At 58.8% G+C, this 17,971-nt stretch carries 13 protein-coding genes and 1 pseudogene; 11 read left to right on the plus strand and 3 right to left on the minus strand.

Features of this window, described 5'->3' with window-relative positions; genetic code table 11:
* Positions 1-6: 6 nt before the first annotated feature.
* Both AC3RLQ_RS27470 and AC3RLQ_RS27475 read right to left on the minus strand, forming a co-directional pair.
* Entirely contained in the window at positions 7-1,446 is a 1,440-nt protein-coding gene (locus AC3RLQ_RS27470) for a sensor histidine kinase (protein ID WP_493031833.1), read from the minus strand.
* 6 nt (positions 1,447-1,452) lie between these two features.
* Complete coding sequence (locus AC3RLQ_RS27475; protein WP_493031834.1) at positions 1,453-2,163, minus strand: response regulator transcription factor; 711 nt, start codon at positions 2,161-2,163, stop codon at positions 1,453-1,455.
* Between the two features lie 467 nt (positions 2,164-2,630).
* Between AC3RLQ_RS27475 and AC3RLQ_RS27480 the strand changes: the two genes are divergently transcribed.
* From AC3RLQ_RS27480 to AC3RLQ_RS27525, 10 genes and pseudogenes are all read left to right on the plus strand, one after another.
* Positions 2,631-3,362: a lipopolysaccharide kinase InaA family protein gene (locus AC3RLQ_RS27480; RefSeq protein ID WP_493031835.1), complete on the plus strand. Its 732-nt coding sequence runs from the start codon at positions 2,631-2,633 to the stop codon at positions 3,360-3,362.
* Between the two features lie 43 nt (positions 3,363-3,405).
* Positions 3,406-4,371 carry a vWA domain-containing protein gene (locus AC3RLQ_RS27485; RefSeq protein ID WP_493031836.1) on the plus strand — a complete coding sequence of 322 codons (966 nt, stop codon included), beginning with the start codon at positions 3,406-3,408 and terminating at the stop codon, positions 4,369-4,371.
* 33 nt (positions 4,372-4,404) lie between these two features.
* On the plus strand, positions 4,405-5,736 hold the full coding sequence (locus tag AC3RLQ_RS27490) for an adenylosuccinate synthetase (RefSeq protein WP_493038769.1): 1,332 nt from the start codon (positions 4,405-4,407) through the stop codon (positions 5,734-5,736).
* Positions 5,737-6,235: 499 nt separating this feature from the next.
* A pseudogene (locus tag AC3RLQ_RS27495) lies at positions 6,236-8,200 on the plus strand (YHYH protein); the annotation flags it as partial.
* Positions 8,201-8,392: 192 nt separating this feature from the next.
* A complete protein-coding gene (locus AC3RLQ_RS27500) occupies positions 8,393-9,097 on the plus strand; it encodes a hypothetical protein (protein ID WP_493038771.1) in 705 nt (234 codons plus the stop codon).
* Positions 9,094-10,458 (plus strand): sulfatase-like hydrolase/transferase, encoded by a 1,365-nt coding sequence (locus AC3RLQ_RS27505; protein WP_493031837.1) that lies wholly within the window; start codon positions 9,094-9,096, stop codon positions 10,456-10,458. Before AC3RLQ_RS27500 ends, AC3RLQ_RS27505 begins: the two co-directional genes overlap by 4 nt.
* A 157-nt stretch (positions 10,459-10,615) precedes the next feature.
* Positions 10,616-11,776, plus strand: coding sequence for an alpha-hydroxy acid oxidase (locus AC3RLQ_RS27510; protein ID WP_493031838.1), 1,161 nt, complete (start codon positions 10,616-10,618; stop codon positions 11,774-11,776).
* 2 nt (positions 11,777-11,778) lie between these two features.
* The gene (gene truD / locus AC3RLQ_RS27515; RefSeq protein WP_493031839.1) at positions 11,779-12,843 is read left to right on the plus strand and encodes a tRNA pseudouridine(13) synthase TruD; all 1,065 of its coding nucleotides are present in this window, start codon (positions 11,779-11,781) and stop codon (positions 12,841-12,843) included.
* Between the two features lie 68 nt (positions 12,844-12,911).
* Positions 12,912-14,357 (plus strand): metallophosphoesterase family protein, encoded by a 1,446-nt coding sequence (locus tag AC3RLQ_RS27520; protein WP_493031840.1) that lies wholly within the window; start codon positions 12,912-12,914, stop codon positions 14,355-14,357.
* Positions 14,358-14,438: 81 nt separating this feature from the next.
* A complete protein-coding gene (locus AC3RLQ_RS27525) occupies positions 14,439-15,308 on the plus strand; it encodes a hypothetical protein (RefSeq protein WP_493031841.1) in 870 nt (289 codons plus the stop codon).
* On the opposite strand, the gene AC3RLQ_RS27530 is transcribed toward AC3RLQ_RS27525, so the two are convergent.
* Positions 15,309-15,920, minus strand: a complete 612-nt coding sequence (locus AC3RLQ_RS27530) for a carbohydrate-binding family 9-like protein (RefSeq protein ID WP_493031842.1) — start codon at positions 15,918-15,920, stop codon at positions 15,309-15,311.
* A 77-nt stretch (positions 15,921-15,997) separates the two neighbouring features.
* Here AC3RLQ_RS27530 and AC3RLQ_RS27535 point away from each other — a divergent pair, with 77 nt between their 5' ends.
* Positions 15,998-17,932: a CehA/McbA family metallohydrolase gene (locus AC3RLQ_RS27535; RefSeq protein ID WP_493031843.1), complete on the plus strand. Its 1,935-nt coding sequence runs from the start codon at positions 15,998-16,000 to the stop codon at positions 17,930-17,932.
* Positions 17,933-17,971: the final 39 nt, after the last annotated feature.

Here is a 17,971-nt window from a genome sequence, read left to right on the forward strand (position 1 = left end):
ACGCTGCTATGCCGTAGGGATTGAGATCACGATCTCCAGGCCGGTTGGTTCGCGCAGTTTCGCAGTCACGGTGCCACGGCAGGCTTCGATGCAGCGCTTGGTGATGGCAAGGCCGAGACCGCTGCCTCCGGTGGAGCGGCGGCGCGCGGCTTCCGGACGATAGAAGGGTTCGAACAAGCGGGGCAATGTTTCTGGTGGCACTCCAGGGCCTTGATCGGAAATGCGGATGATGGTTTTGCCATCCTGCTGCTCGGCATGAATCTGAACGGGACCCGAATCAGCGGCATAGCGTGCGGCATTGCGCAGGACGTTGCCGATGGCACGGTCGAGCGCGTCGCGCAATGAGTGCACCTGCAGATCCGTGGACACAGCAAGCTGGATATCAGCCTCAGGGGCTTCACGAGCGATGACGGCCACAATCAAATCATGCAGGTTGATGTCTTCGGCGGTTTCGCGTTCGGGCAGAGTCTCGGCTTTGGAGAAGGCGAGCACTTCTTCAACAAGCTTCGCCATGTGCTGGAGTTCGGCGTCGAGTTTTTGCAGGTAGCCGGCCTGCTCTGGCGTGCTGCGTTGTTCCACCACGCCAAGCGCCATCTGCATGCGCGCGATCGGTGAGCAGAGCTCATGCGCCACGTCCGCGGTGATGCGACGCTGCTCCGCGACGTATTCGCCGAGCTGCGCAGCCATGGTGTTCACGGAGGAGGACAACTCGCCCAGTTCATCATTTCGGCTGCGTGAGACACGTTCGCCGAAGTTTCCCTGTGCGATGCGGCCTGCGGCAAGGTTGAGACGTCCAATAAAGCCGGTGATGCCGCGTACGAAAGGCATCCAGACGAGCGCGGAGAGCAGCAGCGCTGCGGCGGAGAGGCCAAGCCAGGGCCATAGATCGAAGAAAAGGCCGCCGCCGGTGATGGAGTTGGATACCATGAGCAGGGTCAGCGGGCGGTGATCGATCTGCTGGGTGAGATCGAGATGCACGCCAGCCCAATAGTGCGCGGGATCACCGGCGCGCAGCATGAAGCGCGGTTTGGGTGGCGCATCGGAGGGTCGCTTTCTGGCAACGCCGGGTGGCGGGCGTCGTGGGGGAGGGCGGTCGTTCGGGCTGCGTTTGTCGATGAGTTTTGGCAGAACTTCAGGAGGAACCTGAACGTGGGTTCCCATAATCTGGGTTCCGTTGCTGCTGAAAAGAGCGAAGGTCACATTGTACTGCGCGCCGTGCCGCATTAGAGCTTCTGGCCATTGCTGCTCGGGAAGCCGGGAGAGCTCGTCCGTGAGGCTGTCGCCGATGGCTGAGACACGCTCGCCTGCCTCCCCCGAAAGCATCCAGTCCAGGCTCATGCGAAACTGCATGCTGAGGAATCCAAACACGAGCAATGCCAGCACCAGCAGATTCACCCCGAACCAGAGCAGAATTTTCAGATACAATGGCAGGCGCAGTCGGCTCATGAGGGGTCAGCGAGTGGGAGTGACGAGCTGGTAGCCGTAGCCGCGCACGGTCTTGATGAACTGGGGATTCTTTGGGTCGTCCCCCAGCTTGCGGCGCAGCGTGGAAATGTGCATGTCGATGGCGCGGTCAAACACATCCCACTCACGGTCGGCAACGTCTTCAATGAGCTGCTCGCGGGTGCGCACTCGGCCATGGGCTTTTGCCAGTGAGAGCAGGAGACCGAACTCTGCGGGAGTGAGATCCAAAGGAGTGTCGCCGAGAACGACCACATGCGAATCCACATTGATGCGCAGCGGGCCGATGACGATCTCCTTCATGGGCGCCTGCGTGGAAGTTTCCGCCACCCAGCCGGAGCGCCGCAGCACGGCGCGCAGCCGGGCGAGAAGCTCGCGCGATGAAAACGTTTTTGGCAGATAGTCGTCTGCTCCGAGTTCGAGACCGACGATGCGATCCACCTCTTCACCACGGCCTGTGAGCATCATGACGGGCACCTTGGATTTTGCGCGAATGCGCCGCAGTACCTCAAAGCCATCGCAGCCGGGCATCATCACATCAAGGATGATCGCATTCCATGGCTCGCTGAGGGCGCGTTCGGCTCCGCTGGTACCCTCGTTTTCGCACTCGACCTCAAAGCCCATCGGCTTTAAGTAATCGGCCACGAGCTGGGAAAGCTCGGTGTCGTCGTCGATGACGAGGATGCGCGTGACGGGTGACATGATGCAACTATCAACAGCGGATTATCCTTGTGCCAGCACCTTTACAGGACGCTGACAAAAGAACTCGATGTTTAGGATGCTGTTTCAGAAATCAGTTCTTGCCCGCTCGTGCTGGCTTGTCATGCTCGCTAAGCAAAGCCAATGAACCTGATAGTAATCCCACCCTACGTCAGAGACTCGTCAATCCGAGTGACACCATGCAAAGACGTTGCTGCTTTGACTTTTAGAACACAGCCAGGTGGAGGGAATTTCTAATGGCCTGGGTTTCATTGAACTGTCCGCAGTGCTCTGCGCCGCTCCCTCGGGTGGCCATCTGGAGAGCGGTGAAATGCGCGTCTTGCGGCGCACTTATCAACAGGACGGAGTCAATGGTGATGCGTGATTCGTTTCGTCAGGCTCTGGTGAGAGCGCGTCAAGGCCATGAAGCCCCTGGCAGCGACCTTCGATGTGGAGGAGAAAACTATCGTTTGATTCAAGTTCTGGGGAGCGGCGAAGTCTCCCAGGTCTATCTAGCCCGAAGAATCGGTGTGCAGCCGTTTTTGGCGACGCTCAAAACTTCTTCCGCGCCTGCTGCTGCGGCCCGTTATGCCCGTGAGGCAGAGGTCCTGCGTGAACTGCAGGCATCTCAAAGCGGTGCGGCCAGTGTTTATGCCGCCCAACGTCTGCCGGAAGTCATTGCGCAAGGACCGGTGGAGGGAAGTGCCTCCAAACAGGCTCTCGTGCTGCGGCATCCCATCGGCTACTGGGGGAGTCTGGCGGCCTTGAGCGAACGTTTCTCACAGGGAGTTGATCCACGGCATGCGGTATGGATCTGGAGACGAATGCTTGATGTGCTGCATTTTGTGCATGCCCAGGGCTGGGCCCATGGGGATGTGCGGCCTGAGCATGCGCTGGTGCATGCCCAGGATCATGGTGTTCGCCTGATCGGCTGGGCTTCGGCGAAAAAGGATGCGAGTGAGAAAGACCAGGTCACGGATTTGCTGCGTTGTGCAAGGGTGGTGCGGGTTTTGGTGTGCGGGTCCGGGGGATCGGGCGTGATTCCGCATGGCGTGCCCGCCGGCCTTGCCGAACTCCTGACGCGCTCAAGTGAGGATGAGAGTTTTTGCCAAACGCACGGGGCCGAAGGACTGGATGCCCTGCTTCGATCAGCGGCCCAGGCGGCCTTTGGCGCGCCATCTTTCCTGCCTTTGATTCTTTGACGTTTTTATTCCTCAAGCAGACAACTCAACAACCAATTCATTTATGGGATACGGAAACTACTCTTTTGCCGCCCACACCGCGCTGATTGCCGGACGTTCGCACCAGGCACGCACCGAAGTCTTCAGACAGACGCAATGCCATGCGCTCATGAATCCGAAAGGGCTCAAGGTGCGGGAGTGCCGGGACAGTGCGGATCATCCTGATACTCTGGGCATTGTTTTTGCCCTGGATGTCACTGGATCGATGGGGGACATCCCGCATCTGCTGGCCAAGCAGGAACTGCCCAACCTGATGAAACTGCTCACCGCCTGCGGTGAGAAAGATCCGCAGGTCATGTTCATGGCAGTCGGCGATGCCACCTCGGACCAGGCTTCTTTGCAGGTGGGGCAGTTTGAAAGCACGGCGGAGCTGATGGACCAGTGGCTGACCTGGAGCTATCTGGAAGGCGGCGGCGGTGGAAGCGGCCAGGAAAGCTATGAACTGGCGTTTTATATTGCCGCCCAACACACGGACATGGACAACTGGGTGAAGCGAAAGAAGAAGGGGTATCTCTTCATGACCGGTGATGAGCTGCCTTATCCTGCAGTTTCACGCCACCAGATCGAGGCGCTTGTTGGTGAAAAACTGGATGAAGATATTCCCATCGAAGAAGTGATCGCCGCTGCTGCTGAAAGCTACCACCTTTTCTTCCTGATTCCCGATGCGGGGCGGGCAAAGCGCTGCGGCCCACGCTGGAGACAACTTCTTGGAGATCACACCATCATCATGGAGTCTCCGAGTGATGCCTGTTCAGTGGCTGCTGCGATCGTTGGGCTGACCGAAGGACGAATCCCAAGCTTGGACGCACTGGCGACGATCCTGTCCAACAATGGATTCAATCGAGACCATGTGGGATCGACCCTCCGGGCGGTCCAGCCCTATGCCGCATTGCTGAACCTGCCAACGCATACTTCTGCGAGTCCTGGGGCTGCGACGGGGGATACATGGTGGAAGCGTTTGTTTGGGTGACCTACTCACGTGAGTGAAACGCGTTATGCTTCGGTGCTGGGGCTCGGCTTCGGCGACTGCGGAAAAGGGCATTTTGTCGATGCACTCACGCGACGCTGGCAGGCCCACACTGTTGTGCGTTTCAGCGGCGGAGCGCAAGCGGGGCACAATGTGGTGACATCAGCCGATGGCGGAGATGTGGGAAGACATCATACGTTTTCTCAGTTTGGCGCGGGGACATTGGTGCCGGGAGCGCGCACGGTGCTGCTCGATCCGATGGTGCTGCACCCGGCGGCCCTCCTCGTGGAGGCTGAGGCGTTGGGCCGCATCGGTGTTCATGATGCTCTGCCGCGTCTTATGATTGACGCACGATGTCGTGTCACGACGCCTTATCATCAGGCTGCAGGACGTGCGCGTGAACTCCTGCGAGGTGAGGCGGCGCATGGCACCTGTGGTGTGGGAGTGGGCGAGACGGTGCGCCACGCGCTTGCTCACCCCGATCAGGCCATGCGATATGCTGATCTGTCTGGGGCTAATGCAGCCCATGTGCGGACGCAGATGGACAAACTCAACTCGATCCGCGAGACGCTTTTCGCGGAGCTGTCCCAGCAATGCGCACAAGATGGGAATGCCGCATTGGCGGAGGAGATGCAGACACTGCAAGATGAGTCGCTAGCCGGAAGATGGCTCAACATGGCAAGAGCACTGGCGCGGCAATGCGCGCCGGCTTCCATGGAGGAGATAAGCGCTCAATTGAAGCAGCCGGGATGCGTCGTGTTTGAAGGCGCGCAAGGCGTGCTTCTCGACGAGTGGCGTGGCTTTCATCCACATACGACCTGGAGTTCCATCACCACGGCTGCAGTTGAAGCTGCGGCCCAATGTTTTGAGCTTGAGGCGCCGATCCGGCATTACGGCGTGCTGAGGTCCTACCTCACGCGACATGGAGCCGGCCCGTTTCCGACGCACGATGAAACGTTGAACGGTCTGCTGCCCGAGCCCCACAATCATAGCGAAGGCTGGCAGGGCGGATTTAGACGTGGACACCCCGATGCCGTGCTTTTGCGCTACGCACTCGAAGTGATGGGTCCGCTGAACGGGCTGCTTGTCAGCCATCTGGACGTGTTTCAACGCGGCATGTCGCTGCAGTGGTGTGAGAGTTATTCGACTCCTTCTTTGGCCATCATTGACCGACTTCCCATGGGTGTTTGTGGGGACTTGTCACACCAGAGCATGCTGACCCAGCTTCTCGAGAGCTCCAAGCCCAGGTATGCTGTGGAACCGATTCTTTCGGACTGGGACTATTTCGAACGCATTGCCAGCATGACGGACCTGCCGGTCATTCTTCGATCTTACGGCAGCACCAACGCGGACGTCCGTGAGAAGTAAAAATATCCGCCGAGTCGAGTTCTCCTGAATCTTGTCTTGACGCAATTCTGACAAATCTCCGGCGATTCCTTGAAGCCGTGCTGACGCTGGCAGGGTTAGAGTCGGCATGATGAAAACGATTTCTGCACTTCTGCTGCTCACGACCAGTCTTTCCGCCCACACATGGAAAGCCGGTGTATCCACCGACAAAGAGACCCTGCGGGAGCATATTCTGGAGGAGTGGATGCAGGAGCATGGGACGTCTGCTCAAGGGGAGAGCAAGCCGGTGCAGGTGGCTTCGACGGCGTCCACGTTGAACCTTGCTGCGGCAACGGTGGCCAATGCGGCGAACGCACCGGCGGCGGCGAAGCCGTTTCTTGCTTTCTCGAGGCTCGAATTGAAGTGGGACAAGGATTTCCTGTTCGTTGGGTCCAACGGGATGCCGGATCACAACATGATGGTGGGTATCACTGCCTGGCAGCAGCAGGTCCCGCTGCCGCAGAACTACACGGGGGACAACATGTGGCGCATTCCTTTGCATCCGGTCCCGGCGAAAACGCCAGCCATGGTGGAAGGTCATTTCCTGCGCGGGGCCATTGCGCTCGGTGTAAATGGCATCCCGATCTTCAACCCGCAGAACAATCGCGGCGAGGTTTCCTATGAGATCGGCGAGCTGGATCGGTGGGGAGGTCATTGCGGACGGGCGGATGATTATCATTACCACATCACTCCGTTGCATTTGCAGCAGGTGGTGGGGAAGGGGATGCCGGTTGCGTATGCGCTGGACGGCTACCCGATCTATGGCCTCACGGAGCCGGACGGATCGCTTGTTGGCAAGCTGGACGAATGCCATGGCCATGAAGATGCGAAGGTGGGCTACCACTACCATGCTTCGACGAAGCGGCCCTATTTGCAGAGCGCGTTTCATGGAGTGGTGGTGGAGGCGGAGGGCCAGGTGGACCCTCAGCCGCATGCGCAAGGTGTGCGCCCCGATACAGCGCCCCTGCGCGGTGCGGAGATCACCGGTTTTGAGAGCACGGGAGCCAACAGCTACAAGCTCAGCTATCAGGTGGGCAGTGACAAGCGTTCGATCATCTACAGCATCAACAGCGATGGCACCTATCCTTTTGAGTTTAACAATGGTAGTGAGGGTGTCGTGAAGGAAGTCTATACGAGCCGGGGCGGTGGTGGTGGCGGAGGCAAAGGTCCCGGTGGCGGTGGAAAAGGCAAGGGCGGCCCTGGGAAAGGTATGAAGCCTGATGAGAATCCACCTGCACCTCCTCCGGAAGACGCACCGCGTCCACCTCAGCCGCAGGCTGCTGGCAGCCTGATGGATGTGAATGGGGACGGCACCGTGACGGCACAAGAATTCGCTGACAATGTGAAGCGTGAGTATGCCGCGAAGCGCAGTGGGGGGACGCTGGCTGCGGCCATGGCAAAGGCCCGCAGTGAATTTTCAGCGATGGACCGTAATGCTGACGGCGAGCTAGATGTGAGCGAACTGGTGGTGTCAGCGGCTGCAGAACAACCCAGTGGTCGGCGGGGCGGTGCGCCTGCTGCGGCAGCAAACGGATTCGTTTTGACCAGCCCCGAAGTGGCAGACGGCGGCAATCTGCCCGCAGACTATACCGGCGATGGCAGTGGTGCGACGCTGCCCCTGGAATGGAAAGGCGCACCCGCTGGCACGAAGAGCTTTGCCTTGATCATGGATCACCTGGCTCCAGGCAATGAGATGAAGAGCTACTGGGTGATGTGGGACATCCCGGCGAAGGTGACGAACCTGCCGAAGAACGTGAAGGGTGTGGGCAAGCTGGGAGTTGGGTTCAAAGGTGAAGAAGGCTACGAGCCGCCGCATTCACAGGGCCCCGGTGAAAAGACATATGTGCTGCATGTGTATGCGCTTTCGGCTGAGCCCGTGCCCAAAGCCACGGGGCGTGGTGGCGTGACACGCGAGGACTTACTCGCTGCGATTGATGGCAAGATTCTTGCCAAGGCCGATTTGAGCGTTGTTTACTCACGTGGTGGTGGTGAAAGTGGCGGACGCAGTGGCATGGTTCCCGGCGAAAGCCCCCAGCCGACACGGCCGGAAACGTCCATGCAGCCTACGCAGCCCATGACTCCGCAGGGCAGTGGCGGCGGGCAGCAGGGGGGACAGCGCAAGCCATGGATGCAGATGCATGGAACTGAGCTCGATCGCGATCAGGATGGCATCGTGACCGTGGCAGAGGCTCTTGCTGACATGAAGCTCGCTGCTTCCAAATATGATGCGGACATGGATGGCATCATCACGCCTGCGGAGATCGATTCGGCTGGCGACATTCGCGAAGGTGCTGCGTTTGCCGGTTTTATCTATCGTCATGCTTACGAACTGGATGTGAACCAGGACAGCCGTCTGAGCAGCGCGGAACTGGCGGATGCCGCCAAGTACATTTTCGGTGCAGCGGATCTGGACCACGACGGCAAGCTCACGGCAGAAGAGATACAAAACGCGCCAAACACGCCGTTGCGCGCTGCCGCTCCAGGCAGTGGAGATCAACCGCCCGCGCCACCACCTGCCACGAATCCTCCTCCCGGACCAACCGCAAACGGGGCTGGGGGCAGCGGTGGTATGCGCCCGCTCGACAGCATTTTCAATCCCCCTGGAAAGAACGGTGCAAGCGGCGGAGGCGCGCAGACGATGCAGGGCGGTGCAGGTCAGGGTGGGCAGCGGCCTGGGGGTGCTCCGGGTGAGACGGGAAAGGGTGGAGTCGGCAAAAAGAAGAAAGGTGGTGGTCCACCGGGACTCATCAAACCGAGCATTGCTGACACGATGAAACTCAACGTGTATGCGGACAACTGGTTCATGCTCTACGTGAACGGCCGACTCGTTGCCGTCGATCCCATTCAGTTCACCCCGCACAACGTTGTGAGCGTTGACTTTCTGCCCGAGTACCCAATGACGATTGCCGTGCTTGCGAAGGATAACGCTGATCCAAAGACCGGCCTCGAATATGGCAGCAGCGTCGGCGATGGCGGTTTTATTTTGAAGTTCGCCGACGGCACCGTGACCAATGCCAGGTGGAAGGCAAAAAGCTTTTTCCACGGTCCGATCAATGGCGACACTGCAAACCCGCAGGTCAAACATGAGCCGCTGCCGGCCAACTGGTGGGCCGTGGATTTCGACGACAGCTCATGGAAAAACGCCAAAGAGTACACGGTGGAGGAGGTCGATCCGAAGCAGCCTTATTTCGAGAATGATTTTGAAGGCGCCAAGTTCATCTGGACCGATGATCTCGCACTCGACAACACGATCATCTTCCGCACCAAGATCGAAAAGCCTGAGTGGAAGCAACGCTGGAACACCAAGCCGGATCTCGACGTCACCGGAGCACCCCTGAAATGAAAACACTCATCACATCTAGTCTGCTGCTGCTTCTGGCTGGCAGTGCCTGGGCCAAGGCCCCAAACATTCTCTTCATCCTTGCGGATGATCAATCTTGGAGCGGCACATCAGTCCGCATGATGCCAAATGAAGCTGGCAGTGCGAGTCGTGAGTTTCACACGCCGAATCTCGAAAAGCTCGCCGCGCAGGGCATCACATTTTCTCAGGCCTATGCGGCCCACTGCAAATGCGAGTGCTCACGCGCGGCGATCCAGATGGGGCGCAGTACGAGCACGCTCAATGCGACTGACAAAAATGCGCGCAACTGGAGTGCTCCGGTCACGGACTCACTTGTGAACACGCTCAAGAAGGCGGATGGCACCTACCGTGCGGCGCATTTCGGCAAGTGGCAGTGGTTTCACACGCCGGAGTCGATGGGTTACGATGCCAGCGATGGCATCACGATGAATGAGGATGGAGACACGACAGATCCAGAAGATCCCAAGCAGTCCTTCAGCATCACTCAACGGGCGGGTGCATTCATGGAGTCGCAGGTGAAAGAGGGGCACCCGTTCTTTCTTCAGCTCTCCTACTATGCCGTGCATCAGACACCGCAGGCGCTTGTTGCGACGCTCAAAAAATATGAAGGCATGGCTGATGCGAGCAAAGGCGGGCGCGGAGATCGTGCGGTGATGGCGGCCATGGCTGAGGATCTCGACACTTGTGTGGGGGCGGTCTTGAAGAAGCTCGACGACCTGCGCATCGCCGAAAACACCCTCGTCATTTACACCTCCGACAACGGTGCGCGAACGACGCTGCTTAACGGCGGCAAAGGTGATCTGGGCGAAGGCGGCATCCGTGAGCCGATGATCATTCGAGTTCCTGGCATCAAAGGTGGTGTGAACTGCACCACCCCTGTCATCAGCTACGATCTGATGGCCACGGTTCTTGATTTTGCGGCTCCAGGGTTTGTGCTGCCGAAGGGTGTTGAAGGGGGCAGTTGGAAGCCATTGCTGATGAGCGCTGGCAAGGCGCTGGTGAAGCGCCCTGTCGATCGATTCGTGTGGCACCAGACTGTCGAGGTTGAGCATCCGCAGTCCGCCATTCGCAGGGGAGACTACAAGCTGCTCTATTTTTGGGATACCAAGGAAGGTCTGCTCTTTGATGTGGTGAAGGACCTTGGGGAGACACGTGATCTCGCGAAGCAAAATCCTGAACTTGCTGCAAGACTTCAGGCCGAGCTCAAGGCCCACGTCCGTGCAGGCCTCGGGGAGCAGGCCTACGCAGCGCTGGAGCGTGGAGAGTTTCCGCAGGGACGAGGACCGGGCAAAGGCAAGGGGCCCGGTGGAAAGAAGAAAGATGGCATGAAGAAGGTGAAGTGATCAGCCGCCGGCCCCGGAATCGCGCATGTGCGTTTCGGTATTTGCAGTGTGGGTGTTGGAAGATTGTAAATCCGGCGTTTACTGCGGATGAAGAAGACGGGCCGCCAGTGTTGATCGACGGGCGGTTTTCGTCTTCACTGCAAATCACTCACGCCCCATGTCTGAAGCTTTCAATTCCAACTACCCCTCCATCGAACATCTTCGCGAGAGAGCGCGTCAGCGTGTACCGCGCTTTGCCTTTGAGTATCTGGAGGGCGGCTGCTTCTCAAACATCAATCTCCAGCGCAACACAGATGAGATCCGGCAGGTGCAGCTGCGGCCTTGGTATTTGCGGGACTATCCGGGTTCAGACCTGAAGACGGAGCTCTTTGGCACGACTTACGATGCACCTTTTGGCGTCTCGCCCATCGGGCTGCAGGGACTGATCTGGCCCAAGGCGACTGAGATCATCGCAAAGGCGGCGCATCAGCATAACATTCCCTTTACGCTCAGCACGGTTGCGACGGCCAGCATCGAAACCGTGGCGGAACTCACGCAGGGGAAGGCCTGGTTTCAGCTTTACCATCCCGCCGAGGATTCGTTGCGCGACAAGCTGCTGGATCGTGCGCGGGACGCGGGTTTTCCAGTGCTCGTCATCCTCGCAGACACGCCCACCTTTGCCTATCGTCCCAAGGAAATCCGCAACGGCCTGTCCATTCCGCCGAGAATGTCGGTGCGCAATGTGATCCAGATGATGCTGCATCCCACGTGGTCGTTCAGCCAGCTCGCGGCAGGTGCGCCGGAGTTCAAGACGATGAAGCCTTATCTGCCGAAGGGGCTGAGCATGAAACACCTCGGCCTCTTCATGAACAAGACTTTCTCGGGTCGTTTGAATCCGACGAAGATCAAAGCCATTCGCGAGCGCTGGAAGGGCAAGCTCGTCGTGAAGGGGGTTGTTACTGAGGAGGATGCGGAAACGGCGATGGGCCTGGGAGTGGATGGTTTCATTGTGTCCAACCACGGTGGTCGTCAGCTTGATGCGGGACAGTCCACCATCAAACCGCTCACCGAACTTGCGAAGAAATTTGGACAGCGCACCGCGGTCATGATCGACAGTGGCCTGCGCGCCGGGCCTGATGTGGCCTGCGCTCTTGCCAGCGGTGCCAGGTTTGCCTTCATGGGGCGGTCTTTCATGTATGGCGTCGCTGCACTGGGCAAGGCCGGCGGTGATCACACGATGACGATGCTGAAGCGCCAGATCAAGCAGGTGATGGAGCAGGTGGGATGTGAGCGTGTGGCGGACCTGCCGAAACATCTGGTGAGCGGGCCCGAGGCGTGAACATGATTTCAGACTCGAATGAACTTCCCTATCTGCACGGCGGCCCTTTAGGTCGTGCGCGTTTCAAAGTGCAGCCGGAAGATTTTGTGGTGGAGGAGTTGCTCGGGTTTGAACCATCGGGTGAGGGCGAGCATTGCCTCGTATGGGCTGAAAAGCGGATTCTGGACAGCAATGCCGCAGCGGCACGACTGGCGGACGCAGTGGGCATTCGGCGGCGATTGGTTAGCCATTGCGGGCTGAAGGACCGGCATGCGGTCACGCGCCAATGGTTCAGCCTGCATATGCCGGGACAGGCTTCGCCGGAACCGAAGGCATTGGAGTCTGAGGGGCTGAGAGTGCTGCGCATCACTCGCAATTTACGCAAGCTGCGGCGTGGTATTCATCTGGGCAATCGTTTCACAATCCGGCTGCGTGAGCCTGATTTCGATGCAGGGCTTGCCGCACAGCGCTGGCAGGCGATCACGGAGAAGGGCGCTCCAAATTACTTCGGCACACAGCGTTTTGGCAACGGAGGGCAAAATGTGGCGAAGGCGCAGGCGATGTTCCGCGGAGAGTTCACACCGGGGGATCGCCTGCGGAGAGGCATCCTGCTTTCTGCTGCGCGCAGTCATTTGTTCAATGCCGTGGTGGCTGGCCGTATGACACGCGGGAGCTGGGACAAACCAATGGATGGTGAAGTCTTCGGCTTTGCTGACAACGGCACCATCCTGCTCCCGGAAAATCAGCGTGGCGATGAGGTGGAACGGTTTGAAAAAGGCATCGTCGAACTCACAGCACCCCTTTGGGGCAGTGGTGAGCTGCAAAGTGTGGGCGAGGTGCGCAGGCTCGAACAAGAGCTGCTCGCTGGATTTCCTGACATCACCGCTGGACTGGAAGCCTTCGGACTGCGACAGGAGCGCCGCGTGATGCGTTTGCGTCCGCTCGACTCCAAGTTTGAGGTGATGGAAAATGGTGACCTGCAGATTCGCTTTGATCTTCCCAAAGGAACGTACGCCACGACCCTGCTAAGTGAACTGGCGGAGCTGGATGAATCCAGTCAGGATGGTGGAGTTCAGCCGGATCACTGACGATTCACTGACAAATGAACGGCCCTCGCTTGATGCTGTTTTGACATTGGTTGCTACCATGAGTGGCCATGAAGCATCTCTCTCTTCTCTGCGCTCTGGCCGCGTTTGTCATCATGGCGTTCGGACAAAATGAAACGAAACCTGCCAAGGATGAACGAGGCAAGGGCAAAGGAGCAGGACCGGGCGGGCAGGTGGAGCCCGCCGTGGTGCCGCAGTATCTTTTTAATGTCTGGCTTTGCCGGCCCGGTGCTGAATTGGTGACGCTGAGCGTGCTTGCGTGGCAGGACATGGATGCCTTTGTTTCCTATGGCACGAGCCCGACGTCGCTGACGCAGCGCTCCGAGGTCGTCAAACTCCGCGCAGGAGAGTCGCAGACGATCCTGCTTGGCCAGTTGAAGGCAGACACAGGTTATGTGTATCAGCTGACCTATCGCACCGGTGGCGGGGAAGCTGTGCGCGATGAGGTCCGCAGCTTCCACACACAGCGTGCGCAGGCATCCAGTTTCACCTTCACCACGCAGGCGGATTCACATCTGGATGTCAGCACGGACGTGCGGGTGTATCAGCAGACGCTGGCCAACATGCTTGCGGACAAACCCGATTTCATGATCGACCTCGGCGATACGACGATGGTGGATAAATTTGGCAGTTTTTACACGCGTGCCGAGTCGCAGTACAAGGCGCAGCGATTTTACATGGGCCGCATCGCTCACAGCGTGCCGATCCTGCTCGCATTGGGCAATCATGACGGTGAGCAGGGCTCACGACTGACCGGTCAGCCGAACTCCATGCCGCTGTGGTCCATTGGCATGCGGAAGAAGTATTTCCCGAATCCGGAGCCGGGCGGCATTTACACTGGCAATGCGAAGACGGAGGAAGGTGCCGGCATGCTCGAGGATTTTTATGCTTTTGAGTGGGGCAGCGCGCTGTTTGTCGTGCTGGATCCGTTTTGGTTCACGCGTGACCGCAAAGGCGAGGACAACTGGAGCATGACGCTCGGTGAGGCGCAGTATCGATGGCTCGCGAAGGTGCTTGAGACGAGCAATGCCCCTTTCAAATTTGTCTTTCTTCACCACCTCGTTGGAGGTCTTGGCAAAGATGTACGCGGTGCTGTGAAGCCTGCGCCGTTCATGGAGTGGGGCGGCAAAAACGCGGATGGCAGCGACGGCTTCAAGCAGCACCGCCCCGGCTGGGAGATGCCGATTCATCAGCTCTTCGTCAAAAATGGCGTGAGCATTGTCTTCCATGGTCACGATCACCTCTTTGTGAAGGAAGAGCTCGACGGCATCATCTATCAGGAGGTGCCTCAGCCCGGCCATCCGAGCGGGGGGACGCGCAGCGCCGAGGAATACGGTTATACAGGCACCATTCTCGGCAGCTCGGGGCATGTGCGTGTCATCGTCGGTCCGAATGAAGCGAAGGTGGACTATGTGCGCTCCATAGTCCCCGGAGTGACTCGGGACGACCTGCCCAATGGGACTGTCGCGCATAGCTACACTCTACGGAGAAAGTAGCCGTTGAATGCTGGGCAGGTGGAAGAGGGAACAAAGCAATGAAGTGTCTGGAGAATGCGTTAGATAGGAATCACCATGGACATGCACCGCCACCCATTCATCACTCGGTTTCTCACGGCCTGTCTGCTTGCTTCATTGTCTTGTGCCAGTGTTTTCGCCGCTGACGCTGCCGCTGTTCCCGGGCAGCGGATCTTTTACACGGGGCACAGCTTTCACATGTTTGTGCCGGGGATGATTGAGGCGATGGTCAAGACCACGGACATTCAAGGTCACAAGCTTGTGGGGCAGCAGGGCATCGGTGGTTCCAAAGTCATTCAGCACTGGCAGGTGCCGGATGAGAAGAACACTGCAAAGCAGGCGCTCATTCGCGGCGATGTCGATGTCTTCACGATGGCGTCGCACCTGCTCAGTCCGGATGAAGGCATCACGAATTTCGTGAACCTTGGTTTGGAGCACAACCCCAACATGCGTTTTCTCGTGCAGGCCTCGTGGTATCCCTTTGACCTGCCAGCACCTGCTTCCGGTGAGCCGGACCGGCGCATCAAGGACAATGCCCAGCGTGACAACGTGAAGATCGAAGATCTGCAAGCCGCCATCAATGGTTGGCGCACGCAGATCGAAGCGCAAGTGGCCGGACTCAACCAGCAGCACGGCAAACCGTGTGTGTTCATTGTCCCTGTGGGCGATGCGGTGGTGAAGCTGCGTGCCATGGTTGTGGCAGGTGAGTTTCCTGGGATCACGAAGCAGTCCGCGCTCTTCCGCGATCCCATCGGTCATGGTCAGGGCCCCATCATGGTGCTGGCTGCCTGCTGCAACTTTGCCGCGATCTATCGGATGAGCCCTGTGGGACACATCGCTCCTGAGCGCAGCATCAATGCGGAGCAGCATGCGATTCTTCAAAAAATCGCGTGGGAGACTGTGTCGAAGTATCCACCGGCAGGAGTGAAGTGATCATTGCACGAGTTCGAACAAACCGAAAGAAGCGGGCACATGGAAGTCCGGGCGTTCAGTTTGAGGATTGATCCATGGCATCCAGCCGGAGTGAACCGTGCCATCGGGGCGGTGATGAAACTCGGCGCGGTAGACGCCGGCGATGAATTCGGATGAGCCGGGCTTGAGCATCTTCAAGGCACGCAACGTGTCGAGCGGGAGGCTGCCGGTGACGGTGTAACGATTGCCTTCGATGTGGGCGGTGAGTTGCAGGCCCTCGCATTGCCAGTCCCAGTTCATTTCGCGGTAGAAATTTGCTTCGTAGGCCAGCACGTCGCCACGGGGGGACATCTCGAGACAGAAGTAGGGTTTCAGGCTCAGATCGGGGGCGAGGAAGATTTCGACGCGGTCGGAGCCGAGCACTCGGTCTTTGGCGGTGGGGCCGTCGGGCAGTACTAAATCGTCATCGGTGCAGTCGAAGCGGAAATGAAGATGGGTTTCATTCCACAGGGCACGGAATTCGGTGAGAGGAGAGATTCGATTTTCCCATGGAAAGGTGAAGCCGGTCAATAGCTCGGCCACTGACCAATCCAAGGAAGATGCGAGCGTGTGGCGGACTGGGTAGCGTTTCATGTGACAGCTTTGGCAAGGTCATGCGTCAATTCAACGGCGGGTGGATAGTTGTCATCAAATGGGGGCGTTGGTGCTGGATGAAATGGATTCTGTTTTGCCTACCTGCACTTGGTTTAATGGCGGAGGATTTGACGGTGGAAGCCAAGCGGCTGCACCTTGGAAGGACGGGGCAGTTTGAATGGGAGGCGTTCAAGGACCGCTCAGTCGATGCGGAGCGGCTGGAGCGGCGCTTTGAGGCCAAGGCGAATGCCACAGATCAGACTCTGAGGATCTGGCAGCGAGATGTGAAACTGACATGGCCGGTGTTGTTGAACGGGCGCAAGCTGGGAACGCTGGTGACGGCAGAAACGGCGATGGAGAGCCTGCTGACGATCCCGGCGGGTGTACTGCGTGATGGGGAAAATGTTCTGACCATCGAAGCGCCGCCGGGGCTGGACGACATCGAAGTGGGGCCGGTGTTCATCGCAGCGAAGCCGGTGGCGGAGGTGATGAGCGGCGCGCAAGTGGAGGTGACAGTGACGGATGGTGAAAAGGGCGGGGGACTGCCGTGTCGGCTGACCTTGACACGAGCGGATGGAACCTTGCAGCCGCTGCGCGCGGAACCTGCGGGCGAGGTGGCGGTGCGCATTGGCGTGGTTTATACGCGGAATGGCAAGGCCATGCTGTCACTGCCGCCGGGCGACTACATCCTGCATGCGGGGCGTGGGTTTGAATGGGGTGTGGAGCGTGCGGCAATTTCGCTGCGCGAGGGCGATACAAAGCAGGTGGCGCTGAAACTAAAGCGAGAGGTGCCGACGGTGGGCTGGATCGCGGCAGACAGCCACATTCATACGCTGACGCACAGCGGGCATGGCGATGCGAAGATCGAGGAGCGCATGCTGACGATTGCGGGAGAGGGGATCGAGCTGGCGGTTGCGACGGATCACAATCATCACACGGATTATGCGCCCAGCGCGGCGAGCATGGGTGTGGCGGAGCGCTTCACGCCGGTGATCGGCAATGAGGTGACGACGAAGCACGGGCACTTCAATGCGTTCCCAATTGAACCGGGGGCCCGGGTGGTGAATCATGAGCAGGAGGACTGGGCGAAGCTGCTGCCAGAGATCCGTGCGACACCGGGGGTGAAGGTGATCACGCTGAATCATCCACGTGACCTTCACAGCGGCTTCATTCCATTAGGCGGCATGCAGTTCAATCCGAAGACGGGCAGGCATCGTCAGGCTGACGCGCTGGACATTGATGCGATGGAGGTGATCACCTCAGCAGCGATGCAGTCGGACATTCATCTGCTGTACCGGGACTGGTTTGCTCTGCTGAATCGCGGACATCGCATTGCGGCGATTGCATCCAGCGACAGTCACGATGTGAATCGCTTCATACTGGGGCAGGGGCGCACGTATGTGGCGGCGAAAGATGCCGATGCAGCGAACCTTGATCTCGATGAAGTCTGGCGCAGCTACAAGGAAGGCAGGCTGCTGGTGAGCCTCGGTCTGCTGGCGCAACTGAAGGTGAATGACAAGTTCACAGTCGGCGATCTGGTCACGGGACTGGGGAATAGCATCAAGGTGGAGGCCACCGTTTTTGGCCCGGCGTGGACGCAAGCGGATCGCATTGAGCTGTTTGCGAATGGCATTTTGATACGCGAGCAGAGAATCGAGGATGATCATCGTGCGGGTGAAAAGGCGCGCATCGTCTGGCAGCTGCCGAAACCGGCGCATGATGTGCATCTGGTGGTGATTGCGTCGGGGCCCGGCGTCACCGAGCCCTTCTGGGAGATTCCGCGTCCGTATCAACCGAGCAGCAAGGCCTTCGTGCCGCGTGTGGTGGGCTCGACGAATCCGATCTGGCTGGATGCGGATGGAGATGGTCGGTTTGAGCCGGCGGTAGCCATCGCCCGGCGATTGATTCAAGAAAGCGGGGGAGATCGTGCGAAACTTCAGGACGCATTGAAGAAGTGCGATGAGGCTGTGGCGGTGCAGGTGGAGTCGCTGACGGTCAAAAGTGATCAATAATGATGTCCAATTGCGTCTTGAAACTGACTTCTATTCCAT

The organism is Prosthecobacter sp. GW821-HT29F12, from assembly GCF_058803405.1.

Bases quoted from the DNA above. Each gene is read 5' to 3' on its own strand.
- AC3RLQ_RS27470 (WP_493031833.1), bottom strand. From the start codon at position 1,446: ATGAGCCGACTGCGCCTGCCATTGTATCTGAAAATTCTGCTCTGGTTC.
- AC3RLQ_RS27475 (WP_493031834.1), bottom strand. From the start codon at position 2,163: ATGTCACCCGTCACGCGCATCCTCGTCATCGACGACGACACCGAGCTT.
- AC3RLQ_RS27485 (WP_493031836.1), top strand. From the start codon at position 3,406: ATGGGATACGGAAACTACTCTTTTGCCGCCCACACCGCGCTGATTGCC.
- AC3RLQ_RS27500 (WP_493038771.1), top strand. From the start codon at position 8,393: ATGCAGGGCGGTGCAGGTCAGGGTGGGCAGCGGCCTGGGGGTGCTCCG.
- AC3RLQ_RS27505 (WP_493031837.1), top strand. From the start codon at position 9,094: ATGAAAACACTCATCACATCTAGTCTGCTGCTGCTTCTGGCTGGCAGT.
- AC3RLQ_RS27510 (WP_493031838.1), top strand. From the start codon at position 10,616: ATGTCTGAAGCTTTCAATTCCAACTACCCCTCCATCGAACATCTTCGC.
- truD (WP_493031839.1), top strand. From the start codon at position 11,779: ATGATTTCAGACTCGAATGAACTTCCCTATCTGCACGGCGGCCCTTTA.
- AC3RLQ_RS27520 (WP_493031840.1), top strand. From the start codon at position 12,912: ATGAAGCATCTCTCTCTTCTCTGCGCTCTGGCCGCGTTTGTCATCATG.
- AC3RLQ_RS27525 (WP_493031841.1), top strand. From the start codon at position 14,439: ATGCACCGCCACCCATTCATCACTCGGTTTCTCACGGCCTGTCTGCTT.
- AC3RLQ_RS27530 (WP_493031842.1), bottom strand. From the start codon at position 15,920: ATGAAACGCTACCCAGTCCGCCACACGCTCGCATCTTCCTTGGATTGG.
- AC3RLQ_RS27535 (WP_493031843.1), top strand. From the start codon at position 15,998: ATGAAATGGATTCTGTTTTGCCTACCTGCACTTGGTTTAATGGCGGAG.